The sequence below is a fragment of the Melittangium boletus DSM 14713 genome (assembly GCF_002305855.1).
Lineage (GTDB): Bacteria > Myxococcota > Myxococcia > Myxococcales > Myxococcaceae > Cystobacter > Cystobacter boletus.
This window is the reverse complement of record NZ_CP022163.1, coordinates 1,551,806-1,563,670: the sequence shown is the minus strand read 5'-3', so window position 1 is coordinate 1,563,670 and position 11,865 is coordinate 1,551,806. Positions and strand designations below refer to the sequence as shown.

Below are 11,865 nucleotides of genomic sequence, written 5' to 3'. Positions count from 1 at the left end.
GGGAGGGTTTGGGGGAAAGGGGTTCAGGGAGTGAGCGCGAAGCAGTAGATGGCGCCGTAGCCGCCGCTACTGCCCACGGTGTTGCCAGTGCCTCCGCCGTTGTCCACGAGGTTGACGCCGGGCGCGCAGCCGGGAACCGTATGGTCGGACAGCCAGTAAGCGCCGCTGCCAGAGGTGCTGCCATTGCGAGGCCAGGAGTGGCCACAATTGGGCTTGCCGGTGGAGCCCACCGCGCTCGTCCAGTCGTTGCAGGTGTTCGCCCTGGTGCCCGAGAACTTGCCCTGCTTGCTCGAGCCCGTCAGGACGTCGTGGTTGTCGACTCCCTGGTGATTGGGCTCTCCACGCTCGTTGGGCAGGTCGTTCTTGATGGTGGCGTCTCCGCCCACGGGCCGTGCGGAGGAGAGCAGTGACGCCTTGTCCGGAGCCACGAGCCGGCCCGTGCGGTCGTACCAGGGGCCCTCCCCGATGCGGTCGATGGCGTTGACGGCCGCGCCGCCGGTGCCTCCCGTGGAGGCGCTGAGGAAGGCGCGCCAGGTCTTCAGCCCGGCACCCGGCAGCGACATCTCGGCGATGGTCCGGCAGATCTTGTCCGCGCCCGCCAGGCCCGTGAGCTCGCCGAAGCGCAGATCGCCACCAAAACCGTTCGCGCTGCCGGAGAGCTGGCGCATGGACTCGATGCTGGTCACGAAGAAGCTGAAGGGGGTGGTCGGAACCGTGCCGCTGTCGGGAGTGCCGCTGTCGGGCGTCTCGATGGGGGTTCCACTGTCGGGTGTCTCCGTGGGCGTACCGCTGTCGGGCACCTCGATGGGAGTTCCACTGTCGGGAGTGCCGCTGTCGGGCGTCTCGGTGGGCGGGGTGCTTGTTCCGCCGCAGGTCAGATCCGCCTGGCAGGTCTGTCCCGTCGGGCAGTCTTCGTCCGTGCTGCACGACACCAGACCCGGGATGACGACTTCCCGGCTCACCTGGGATTGGACCAGCAGGTCCACGCATCCGGAGGTGAGTTCCGCCGAGTCCGCCGTCCGGCGGCTGAGGGTGATCTTGGGGAATCCGGCGACCCCCACGTCGATCAGCTTCGAGACCAGTCCGGCGGGGAGGGAGAAGCTGCCCGTATCCTCGATGCCGTCGCATTCCACCGAGGCGGCGATGCCTCCGTGATGGGCGAGGTCCAGGAGGATGCTGATGCGTGCCGGACTGGCGGAGGTGGAGGGCGTCCAGGACAGAGGGACGGGCTTGCCCTTCTCGATGACGATGTCCGACGCGGCCACGGTGAGGGCATCCACTCCCTGTCCGAGCAGGGTGAACGCGGGCAGGTCCGCACCACTGGCGGAGAGCTGGATGCTCGCGCCCGTGTCGAAGCCCGGGAAGGGCATGGATGTGGAACTGCTGGAGTAGAACCTGGCCGAGTTGGGTGTCATGGAGAGTGGCACCTTCAAGCCGGCCACGTTCACGGTGCCCACGTTTTGCGAGGTGGGGTAGGGGATGCAGACGCCGTTCTCACCGCAGGTCTGTGAGGAACCACAGGCGGGGTTGCAGAAGAGCGCGCGGCCACGCAGGAGGCGGCACTGGCCTTCCTGGGCCTCGACGTTGCGCACCGTGCTCGGGACGACGCCGTTGAGCACGCGGCCCTGGACCGCGGTGTACCCATCCAGGTTCTCGACCGTGAATTGCCCGAGACGCACGCTGGCGTCACAGGGTTTGTAGGTGAGATCGGAGGTATCCACGTCCTCGGCGGGTGGGTCTCCGCCCGTTCCGGTGTCTGGCGTGGGCGAGGTGGATCCGGTGCCGCAACGGGTCAAGGCCAACAACGAGGAAGCGAGAACGACCCAATGACGTGTCTTCATGGAGGCTCCAGGTCCTGTTCGGAGATTCGTGAAAACGGCGGAGGCCGTCAGGGGTTGAGCGCGAAGCAGTAGATGGCGCCGTAGCCACCAGAGCCGCCCACGGTGGATCCACCACCGCCCCCGCCGCTGTTGGAGAGGTTGACGCCGGGCGCGCAGCCGGGAACCGTGTGGTCGGACAGCCAGTTGGAGCCATTGCCGGTGCTGCCGCTGCGAGGCCAGGAGTGGCCACACATGGGCTTGCCGGTGGAGCCCACCGCGCTCGTCCAGTCGTTGCAGGTATTCGCCTGGGTGCCGGAGAACGTGCCCTGCTTGCTCGAGCCCGTCAGGACGTCGTGGTTGTCGACGCCCTGGCGGTTGGGCGTGCCCGTCTCGTTGGGCAGGTCGTTCTTGATGGCCGAGTTTCCCGCGGGGCGGGTCGCGCTCAGCAGCCCGGCCTTGTTCTGGGCCACGAGCCGGCCCAGGCGGTCGTACCAGGGGCCCTCGCCGATGCGGTCGATGGCGTTGATGGGCGCGCCGTCGGGGCCTCCGGTGGAGGCGCTGAGGAAGGCGCGCCAGGTTTTCTGTCCGGCGCCCGGCAGGGACATCTCGGCGATGGTCCGGCAGATCTTGTCCGCGCCCTCCAGACCCGTGGCCTCGCCGAAGCGCAGATCGCCACCGAAGCCGTTCGCGCTGCCGGAGAGCTGGCGCATGGCCTCGATGCTGGTCACGAAGAAACTGAATGGATTGGCGCCGTCTTCCGTTGGAGGAATCGTGTCGTCCGAGTCCGTGGGTTCCGTGGAGTCAGGGTCGGCGTTACACGCGGCGATACCAGCACCGAGGGAGAGCGAGGCAATCACAGGCAGCACGAGGGAGGCGCGCATGTCGGGTCCTTTTGAAAGGAGACAGCCATGGCCTCCTCCGCCGGCCCGGGGGAGGTGAGCGCGATCCAATGGCTGTCGCTCCCTGGATGGGTACCACGAAGCCTGGGATGAAAAGATGTCCGGAAATGATTTGTAACAGTTCCGTCACGAGTGTTCGCTTGTCTCGGTTTTCACCAGGAGACATGTGAGCGCTTAAGGAAAACTTCAGATTTCGTCTGTATGCGAGGAGCGCGGGCCGATGTGTCTGTATTTATCGAACATGTCTAGAACGCGGCGAAGACAAGCACCTTGCCCAGGGTTTGCGCACCGCGCCCCGTTCCCACGAGCCCCTCGGCGAGCGTGAGGAATTCAGGGGACTGCTCCACATGCCTGGCCACGAGTTGGAAGGTCTCCACCACCGCGAGGTCCAGCGATTCCGCGGCATCGGGGGCGAAGGGCTCCCGGTGGAGTGCTTCCAGCCGGGGGTGGCCCATGAGCATCAGGCGCAGCAGGCCCACGCGCAGGGCCAGGCGGAACACGTACGCGAGCAGGCTCGGCGAGTCGGTGAACGGAGTCCGCCAGACGGAGTGGAGGGCGTAGTTGTGGAAGACCTGCTCGAGCCGCGCGCCGTGGGTGTCCGCCACGTGGTGCCAGCGCGCTTCATAGGTGCGCCAGGCCGCGTCCAGGTCTTCTGGCGTGTCCGCGTCGAGCCGGAGCGAGGTCAGAACGCCCCGCGCCAGGCCCTGGAAGCGCTCTCCGCGAAGGGTCATCCGTGCCTTCAAGAGCGAGGCGAACAGACCCACGCAGGGGCCTCCGGGCAGGGCCAACTCCGAGAAGTCCTGGTGGATGGCCTCCTGGGTCTGCTCGGCGTCGAAGTGCTGGAGCACCTCGTCCAAGCGGGCCTGGGCTTCGGCGCGGGCGTCTTCCCGGAAGGCCTCCGTCCCCTGGAAGTAGAAGTCATCCACCGCATGGGCGAATCGTCCCAGCAGGGCGAGCCGGGAGGCGAGGGGAAGTGCGCGCCGGTCGAGCCAGCGCAGTAGGGCGTTTCGCACGGTCTCCGCGTGGAAGGCGTAGGCGTCCTCGGGTGCTCGCGCGAGGTCTCTCGCGGAGTTGGGCCGGGGAATGAGGAGGGTGGGGAGCGGAGCGGACTCGGGTTGGGTGGAGTCCTCGGCGAGGAGGCACAGGCGCGCCACCTCCGGACAGGCCAGTGTTCCCGCGACCTCCCAGCGCTCGCCCCACCGGGTGACGACGCGGGGGAAGGTGGCGCAGATGTCTGGAAGGAGCGCGTCGCCGTGGCGGCGCTGCAGCGAGCACAACCGCTCGGTGTCCAGGAAGGGGCAGCCTCCGTCCGGCCGCATCTGGATGAAGGCGCTCTCCGTGGCGCTTCCCCCGGGATTCGGCGTGAGCTTCGACTCCTCTCCCAGCGCCTCGTGCATCCGTTGCGCATGGGCCTGGCTCACCGGCACCTTGAGCCCCGAGCAGCAGGAGTCCTCACAGCGCTCCGCGATGCAGCGGAAGCGAGTCATGTAGCGGGGCAGGGTGAGGGGGTTGGGCATGGGGCTCGGTGGAGCCTACCGCGCCCTCAGGGGAGTGGCGCGAGCCCCTCGAGTGCGTCGAGTGCCGCCCTGGCTCGGACGAGTCCATGTCCATACCGGGTGTCAGGGCCCCGTTCACCCAGATCCAACGCGGTGCGCTCCATCAGTTCTCGCACCTCGGAGGCCGTCAGCGACGGGCGTGCACTCCACAGGAGCGCGGCCACGCCCGTGACGTGGGGGGCGGCCATGGAGGTCCCCATGAACCGCGCGTAATCGACGCCCCGGAGGTTCACGTGGATGGGCTTGCCCAGGTGTTGGAGCACGGCGGCCCGCGACTCCCGGCCCACGCTCAGCGCGGGCACCCAGGTCTGGTGGGGCCCCTCCAGGCTCAGTTGCCAGGCCTGGGTCTCGGAGTCACTGGTCCCGAAGATGATGGCGCGCGCGCCCTGACTCATCACGTTGCGCGCGATGCGCGACACGTCGGAGCCCTGCTCCAGCCGGACGTAGGCGACGAAGCCCTCGCACGTGCCGCCCTGGCACTCCAGGGAGTTGCCCTGGCCACAGTCGATGAGCGTGCCGGTGTAATCCCCCGCCGGGGCGAAGAAGAGCGAGCGGGAGTTGTAGCTGAGCACGCCCGCGTCGAGCTGGGACACGGTGTTGCCGCCCACGCTGATGGACGACAGGATGTCAACGCCCGGGGCCACGAGGCTCAGGGTTTCGCCGCCGTTGGAGAAGGGGGCCACCTCGCCTCGCGAGTCCACGGCGCCCACGGCCAGCACGGACGGATAGGCCGCGGGGTAGCTGAGCGGCGCCACCTGGAGCGAGTCGCTGTCGTTGCCCGACGCCGCGACGATGAGCATCCCCGAGTCCCGCGCGGCCTGAAAGGTATCCCGGGCCGTGCGGCCCATGTCCAGGGACGCCCCGAGCGACAGCGTGGCGATGTGCGCCTTCTGCCGCTGGCACCATTCGAGCGCCGAGAGCACGCCGCTGACGCTGGCGCGCTCCTCCACGTTGAGCACCCGGGCGATGAGCAATTCCACCCCCGGCGCCACGCCCATGATGCCGCCCCGGCTCATGCCCTCCCAGGTGGCGCCTCCGGAGGAGAGCTGCGCCGCGATGATGCCCGCCACGTGTGTGCCATGGCCGAGTCCCCACACCCCCTGGGACTCGTCGCTCGGGTCGTCGTCGTTGTCCACGAAGTCACGGCCGGCCGCGTAGGGAATGCGCAGCTCCGGATGGCGCGGGTCGATCCCGCTGTCGATGACGCACACGCGGATGCCAGAGCCCACGGGCGCGTCCCGGTCGAGCACGCCGTCCTCGTTGGTGTCCCACACCCGGGGGGCCTGCACGATGCGCAGCGTATCGGTGTATTCCTCCACGGAGCCGGCGGTCATGGGCATACCGAGCGCGCGCACTTCCAGATCCGGCTCGATGCGCTCCACCTCGGGACTCACGGCGAGGCGGGCGATCTCCTGGGGAGTCAGCCGGGCGGCCACCGCGGGGATGAGCGTGTACTGGGCCGTCACCGGAGCACCCAGGTTCTTCACCGCCGTCGCGCTGCGCACGCCCTTGCGATAGCGCACGATCACCGGCTGCCGGTCATCCTGGACCTTCGTCCGGAGGTGGCCGGCCACCGCGTCTTCCTTCACGTCCACGCACCCGCCGTGGCTCTGTCCGGAGATGCCGCTGTCCGTGTTCGAACACGCCGCCAGGACCGCCAGCCCAAGAATCGCCCACACCCGCATCGCCGCCCCCTCTTCCCATTCCGCCCCCCAGGGATGTGGGCAGGGGTCGGGAAGAAGGCCAGGGGTTGCCGCGCTTTCGGGTGGGGCGCCCGTGCCCGGGGCCACAGAGTCCTCGCCGTCTGTGGAGTGGACTTCATCTCCAGCGTTGTCTGGCCGACGCTCGGGGATTCAGCGCGGGGAGGCGGGTCGTGGTGGAGGTGTGGGAGGTTGAACGGATGAGGGGCCTCTTCGTGCTACACCGCGCGGGTGTCCGAGATTCCCTTCCCCGCCGGGCTGCCGAACGAGCCCGAGGTCTTGATCGAATCGCCTCGCGGCTCCGTGGTGAAGCGGAGGGCGGATGGAGGCGTGGACTTCATCTCGCCGTTGCCGTGTCCGTACAACTACGGCTGCATTCCGGGGATGGACTCGGGGGATGGAGATCCCCTGGACGTGGTGGTGCTGGGCCCTCGGCTGCGGAGGGGCGCGCGGGTGCGGGTACCCGTGGTGGGGGTGATTGGCTTCCTGGACGCGGGCTGCGCGGACCCCAAGGTCATCTGCAGTCCGCGGCCCCTGAGCCGGGCGGATCGCGTGGGGCTGGCGGCGTTCTTCCACGTGTACGCCTTCTTCAAGCGGGGGTTGCATCGGGCGCGGGGCCGCCAGACGGGCGCCACGCGCTACGTGGGCTGGTTGTCCGGCGTCACGGATGGGCCAGCATGAAGTGCCGCAACCGGGCGGGGGACACCGGGCCGAACGAGAAGAGTTCCTCGTGGAAGCGCGCCTCGTCGAAGTGGCTTCCGCGCTCGCGCCGGCAGTCCGCCTCCAGCCTTTCGAACTCGAGCGCGCCGAGCAGATAGGTGATGGCCTGCATGGGGATGCGCTTGTAGCGGAGGACTTCGCGCCAGGCGTTGGGCTCGGGCATGCAGGCGTGGTGTACGAGGTAGCGCACCGCCGCGTCGTCATCCATGCGCCGGGTGTGCAGGCCGATGTCCACCACCACGCGCACGGCGCGCAGGGCACGGGCCACGAGCGCGGTGAGTTCCTCGACGGCCGTGTAGAAGCCGGCGCGGCGCATGCGCTCCTCGGCATAGGTGGCGTAGCCCTCGATGTTGAGCATGGGGCCGAAGTGGCCGCGCGCCATGGCCACGTGGTCCGTCACGAGCAGGAAGCGCACCGGGGTGGGGTGATGCGAGAAGGCGCGCTGCCAGGCGACGCTCTGCAGGAAGTGGCCGGGGAGGCCCTCGTGCACCGCGAGCAGCGTGGCCCAGATGGTGGGGTGTTCGGCGGCCAGGGGCGAGAGCACGAACCAGCCCACCTTGCGGGGATCCAGCAGGGGCGCGGGCCAGTTGGTGCCCCGGACGTCCACCATGCCCGGAGGCAGCGCCTTGATGCCCATCCGCAGGCCCTCGGGGACGAGGAACATGCCCTGCTCGAGGATGAATTGCTCCGCGTGGCCGACGAGCCGCCGGTAGAGGGGGATGACGTCTTCATCCCGCTCGGGGTGATGCAGCTCGAGCTGGGCGAGCAGGGCGCGGGCCTCGGCGAAGTTGGCGAGCGAGGCGGGCGCGCCGGGCAGTTCCCGGGCGAGTGCACGGGAGAGCTGGGTGATGGCGTGCTGGGCCTGGACCAGCACGTCCTGGGCCTGGCCCATCAGCTCCTCGGGTGAGTCGGTGATGCCGAACAGATGCCGCAGCCGCCACTGGTACTCGTCCGCGCCGAGCACGACGCCGGGGCGCGCGTGGGGCATGACCTGCCTTCTCAGGAAGCGGTGGTGCGCGGCGAAGGCCTCGCGGGCTTCCCGGGCGGCTTGCTGGAGCGCTCGGAGTCCGGAGCCCGACAGCTCCACCTGGTGCGCGCCGGGCAGTTCCGGCAAGCACTCGTAGTAGCGCACGATGACGGGGAGCTGCTCCTCGGCGAAGTCCCGCACGGTGTGTCCATCCGGGACTTCACTCGTGGCCAGACCCTCGGTGAGCAGGTCTTCCTGTTGCTGGAGGAAGGTGGGGATGCGGGCCGCCCGGCTGGCGATGGCCGCCCAGTCATCGGCCGTCTCGGCCTGGCCGATCTGGTACTGCAACATCGTGTGGGGGTAGGTCGACAGCTCGATGTTGCGCCGGTGGCTGCGCAGGTCCTCGTAGGCATGGACGTGGAAGCGGGCGACGTCGAGCATCGCCCGCCAGTCGAGCCCGTCGCTGGGGGGCAGCTCCTCGGGTGGCAGCCGCTCCAGCTGGGCGAGCGTGTCGCGGTGCAGCGCGTATTCGTCCCCCAGGGCGGAGGGGGACAGGTCCTTCAGCCGGTCGTCCAGGTGGTGCAGCCCGAGTGTGGTGGCTTCCTCCGGTTGTGCGCGCAGGTAGCGCTGGAAGAAGGACGCGCGAAGCGCGGTGAAGGCCGCGAGGGCGGGCGAGGGAGCCTGGCTCATTGTCCTCCAAGGTAGTCACTCTCCAAGGGGAGGGGAGGCGTCCTCGGGTGGATGTTCCCAGGGCACACGGGGGCCGCACCCACGGGAGAGGTAGAGTGGGCCTCTTCTCTTGTGTCCGGGTCGCATCCAACCCTGGGCGGCATGCGGTCCGGGCTGTATCCTGCGCGCCGCGTCGTCGCCTCGAGAGTGAAACCCATGGCCGCCAATTCGCAGATGCCCTTCCACATCCTCCTGGTCGAGGACGAGCCCGTCATCCGGGAACTGGTGCGTTCCATGTTGAGTGACGGGGCCGTGGAGGTGGTGTGCGCGGCCAATGGCGTCGAGGGGCTGAAGCTGGCCAAGAGCCGGCCCTTTCAACTCGTACTGATGGACGTGGTGCTGCCGCAGCTCGATGGCATCTCGGTGTGCCGGATGCTCAAGAGCGATCCGCAGACGTCGAAGGTGCCGGTCTACATGCTCACCGCCAAGTCCAAGAAGTCGGACATGGAGAGCGCCACGCTGGCGGGAGCGGATGGCTACATCCAGAAACCCTTCAAGGGCGCGGAGCTGATGGCCTTGGTGGAGCGGTTGCGCAAGGCGGAGTGAGCCGCGCGCCCCTCAGGGCAGGCGCGGATGGAGGTAGCGCGCCAGCAGCAGCAGGTGATCCCAATCCAGCTCGTCGAACTCGACCGCCACGCCGTGCGCTTCGCGACGGACGATGGCGCAGGTCGTGGTGATGTCGCCCACGCCAGGCAGCGGCAGCGTGAGGGTGAGCCTGCGCACGTCGTCGCCGGGGTGGCCGTGCAGGAACAGCCCTGCCATGGACAGGTCGAGCGCCTTGACGAGCACCCGTCGCTCGCCCAGGTGCACCTGGACCATCCAGTTGGCATCCACGCGCGGGTGGTAGCGCCCCTGGGGACGGGTGGAATCGGTGGGCGGCGTCATCGGGTACTCCTCGGTGTACGACAAGGGACTACGAGTGTGTAGCAGTCTGGACGGGTCGCAACTTTTCAGCCGTCGCCCTGACCGTCCACGCGCGCGGACGTGAACTCCACCTGGCTGGAGCGCTCCGGGAATGCCCATCGCCGGATGCCTGGGAAGACGCCTCGTGGCCGCTGGCACGGGGCCTGAAATGGCCCTGGTGCATTCCCAGCACAGGAGGCTTCACGTGGAGAACGGCAATCGGATTGGCAGGCTGTCCATCACCCCGACGGTGGCGAGGCAGACGCCGCACAACGACTTCGGCACGGTGTTCGCGCGCACGGCACAGGAGGTGGTGCGTTCGGGAGCGGGCGTGGTGGCGTCGTTCGTGCCGGGCGTGCCCGCGGTGAGCGCGGCGGTGGCGAGTGTGGGCTCGGTGGTGTCGTCCTCGGCCTCGTCCGTGCGGAGCGCCGCGGCGACCTCGGTGCCCGTGGGCACGGGAGGCTCGGCGGGCGCGGCGGTGCCCTCGGGCAAGGGCGAGCAGTGGGACTTGCTGGCGGCCCAGCGGGAGATGCAGGCCGAGGGCGCGCAGATGAACCTCGCCTACATGAGTCTGCAGAACGAGATGCAGGCGGAGAGCCGGGCGCACAACGCCATCTCCAACATCATGAAGGTGCGTCACGACTCGGCCAAGGCGGCCATCAACAACATCCGCTAGGGGCGCGCCATGGCCATGGGCAAGGTGGGAGCGATCAGTGGGGCGGGCGCGGCGCCCGTCCTGGAAACGAGCAAAGGGGGCTTCGGCAAGGTCCTGGAGGGCATGAAGGGACACGCGAGGCCTCCGGGATTGCCGGTGGCCAGCGAGGGCGCGCCGCATCGGATGTCCGCCGAGCGGACGGAGGCGGTCCGCGGAGCGTGCAAGGCGGAAGGCGTGGAGCGGGCACCGGGGGGAACCTCGGTGGCGCGCGCGGACGGGGTGCCTCCGGTGCACGCCGCGCATTCGCCACACGTGGTGCGTGCGTTGGATCGGGTGGGGGAGGCGCAGAAGCGCCTGGACCACATCCTGGAACTGGCCGAGTCCGGCAGATCCTTCTCTCCGGCGGAATTGCTCGCGCTCCAGGCCCATGTGTATCGGGCGAGCCAGGAGCTCGATCTCGCGGGGAAGGTCATCGAGAAGGCGACGGGCGGCGTGAAGCAGGTTCTGCAGACCCAGGTGTGAGGAGCCGTCCATGAGCGTGCGACGCTGTGTCTTCCTGCTGCTCGTGTGGCTCACGGGGTGTCAGGACCGCATTCAACATGGCCTGGACGAGCGCCAGGCCAATGAGTTGCAGAGGGTGCTCGTCGAGCGGGGGCTCGATGCGCGCAAGGTGCCCGAGGCGGGCAAGAAGCCGACATGGGCCATCGAGGTGGCCGACGAGCAGGGCTCGGACGCGGTGCGCATTCTCGCCGAGTTGGGCTTGCCGCGGCCCGCGGAGGACACGGGCTGCGACGTCTTCGGGGGAGGCGGGTTCGTGCGCACGCCGGTGGAAGAGCAGTTGTGCCGGGTGCGGGTGATGGAGCAGGGGTTGGAGAAGACGCTTCAGACGGTGGAGGGGGTGCTCCTCGCCAGGGTGCATCTGGTGGTGCCTCCACCGCCGAGGCTTGGACAGCCACCGGTACCCGCGAAGGCGTCGGCGTTGTTGCGCGCGGCACCGGGCCATGCGGAACAACTCAAGGCGTCTCGGGAGGTTCTGCGAGCCCTGTTGGCGGGAGGCGTGGAGGGACTGTCCCCCGACGCGGTGTCCCTCATGGTGGACGAGGTGTCCACCCGGGTGGTGGCACCTCCCGTGGCTCCCTCTCCCCTGACTCGGCTGCGCGTCCTGCTGGCCGTGTTGTGCCTGGTGATCACCGGGTTGTCCGTGGGGCTGTGTGTCATGACGTTGCGCTCACGGCGCGATCGCGCCAGGGCGGACGTCCGGAGTGTCCCTTCGCCCGTGCCCGCGCGACCCGTGGTGACGGGTGTGCGGCCCTCGAAAGGGTGAGCCATGGAAACGACGCGGATCGTGCGCTTCCGGGCGAAGGCACCCGAGGCGCCAGCGTCTCTCGCCTCGCGGCCCACACCTGTCTTGGAGCCCCTTCCCCTGGAGCGTCTGGCATTGGTGGCCCTGGTGCTGGGCCGGGAGCGGGCGGCGGCGCTGCTGGACGGGTTGACGGAGTCCGATGCGACGCGAGCCAGGGATTATCTCGCGGGATTCACCGCGCTTTCCTCCGCGAGGCGGCAGGCGCGGGTCGCGGTGGAGTTTGGAGTACGGCCAGATGCGGCGGCCCGGTTGCGCCAGATGATGGAGGACGCGCCAGGGGTCTTGCGGCGGGAAATCTTCCGACGGCTGCCTTCCTTTCATCGAAGTCTCTTTCCCTCATTCCAGATGGAGCCGGCCGATACCGCCGTACCAGCCAGGGTCGGCACATGGGCCGAGCGCCTCATTCGAGAAGCCACGCGCTGATGTCCCTTTCCATCGCTTGGGATGCGCCATCCCGATTCAGGATGCTCGCGCCGCCCAATCGAGCGGATTCACGACGTGGGCTCCTGGCATTGGAGATGAAAGAGGTTGGTTCATGCACGGCGCGGAGCGA

At 68.9% G+C, this 11,865-nt stretch carries 12 protein-coding genes; 6 read left to right on the top strand and 6 right to left on the bottom strand.

Annotated features, from left to right (window positions below; translation table 11 throughout):
• Positions 1-23: 23 nt before the first annotated feature.
• From MEBOL_RS42590 to MEBOL_RS06610, 4 genes are all read right to left on the bottom strand, one after another.
• Positions 24-1,841, bottom strand: coding sequence for a hypothetical protein (locus MEBOL_RS42590; protein WP_245919514.1), 1,818 nt, complete (start codon positions 1,839-1,841; stop codon positions 24-26).
• 47 nt (positions 1,842-1,888) lie between these two features.
• On the bottom strand, positions 1,889-2,701 hold the full coding sequence (locus tag MEBOL_RS06620; RefSeq protein ID WP_095976616.1) for a hypothetical protein: 813 nt from the start codon (positions 2,699-2,701) through the stop codon (positions 1,889-1,891).
• A gap of 263 nt (positions 2,702-2,964) precedes the next feature.
• The gene (fliB, locus tag MEBOL_RS06615; RefSeq protein ID WP_095976615.1) at positions 2,965-4,236 is read right to left on the bottom strand and encodes a flagellin lysine-N-methylase; all 1,272 of its coding nucleotides are present in this window, start codon (positions 4,234-4,236) and stop codon (positions 2,965-2,967) included.
• A 26-nt stretch (positions 4,237-4,262) separates the two neighbouring features.
• Positions 4,263-5,960, bottom strand: coding sequence for a S8 family serine peptidase (locus MEBOL_RS06610; protein WP_095976614.1), 1,698 nt, complete (start codon positions 5,958-5,960; stop codon positions 4,263-4,265).
• A gap of 246 nt (positions 5,961-6,206) precedes the next feature.
• On the opposite strand from MEBOL_RS06610, the gene MEBOL_RS06605 reads away from it, so the two are divergent.
• Positions 6,207-6,656, top strand: a complete 450-nt coding sequence (locus MEBOL_RS06605; RefSeq protein ID WP_095976613.1) for an inorganic diphosphatase — start codon at positions 6,207-6,209, stop codon at positions 6,654-6,656.
• On the opposite strand, the gene MEBOL_RS06600 is transcribed toward MEBOL_RS06605, so the two are convergent.
• Positions 6,637-8,352, bottom strand: a complete 1,716-nt coding sequence (locus MEBOL_RS06600; RefSeq protein WP_095976612.1) for a DUF885 domain-containing protein — start codon at positions 8,350-8,352, stop codon at positions 6,637-6,639. The two genes, MEBOL_RS06605 and MEBOL_RS06600, sit on opposite strands and share 20 nt — an antisense overlap.
• A 195-nt stretch (positions 8,353-8,547) precedes the next feature.
• Here MEBOL_RS06600 and MEBOL_RS06595 point away from each other — a divergent pair, with 195 nt between their 5' ends.
• Entirely contained in the window at positions 8,548-8,937 is a 390-nt protein-coding gene (locus tag MEBOL_RS06595; RefSeq protein ID WP_095976611.1) for a response regulator, read from the top strand.
• 12 nt (positions 8,938-8,949) lie between these two features.
• Here MEBOL_RS06595 and MEBOL_RS06590 read toward each other — a convergent pair whose 3' ends face one another.
• Positions 8,950-9,276: a PilZ domain-containing protein gene (locus MEBOL_RS06590; RefSeq protein ID WP_095976610.1), complete on the bottom strand. Its 327-nt coding sequence runs from the start codon at positions 9,274-9,276 to the stop codon at positions 8,950-8,952.
• A 223-nt stretch (positions 9,277-9,499) separates the two neighbouring features.
• Between MEBOL_RS06590 and MEBOL_RS06585 the strand changes: the two genes are divergently transcribed.
• From MEBOL_RS06585 to MEBOL_RS06570, 4 genes are read left to right on the top strand one after another with little or no spacing between them, the layout of a single operon-like run.
• Positions 9,500-9,970, top strand: a complete 471-nt coding sequence (locus MEBOL_RS06585; protein WP_095976609.1) for a hypothetical protein — start codon at positions 9,500-9,502, stop codon at positions 9,968-9,970.
• A gap of 9 nt (positions 9,971-9,979) precedes the next feature.
• The gene (locus MEBOL_RS06580) at positions 9,980-10,471 is read left to right on the top strand and encodes a globin family protein (RefSeq protein ID WP_095976608.1); all 492 of its coding nucleotides are present in this window, start codon (positions 9,980-9,982) and stop codon (positions 10,469-10,471) included.
• Between the two features lie 10 nt (positions 10,472-10,481).
• Positions 10,482-11,273, top strand: a complete 792-nt coding sequence (locus tag MEBOL_RS06575) for a flagellar M-ring protein FliF (protein WP_095976607.1) — start codon at positions 10,482-10,484, stop codon at positions 11,271-11,273.
• A gap of 3 nt (positions 11,274-11,276) precedes the next feature.
• Positions 11,277-11,735 (top strand): hypothetical protein, encoded by a 459-nt coding sequence (locus MEBOL_RS06570; protein WP_245919512.1) that lies wholly within the window; start codon positions 11,277-11,279, stop codon positions 11,733-11,735.
• Positions 11,736-11,865: the final 130 nt, after the last annotated feature.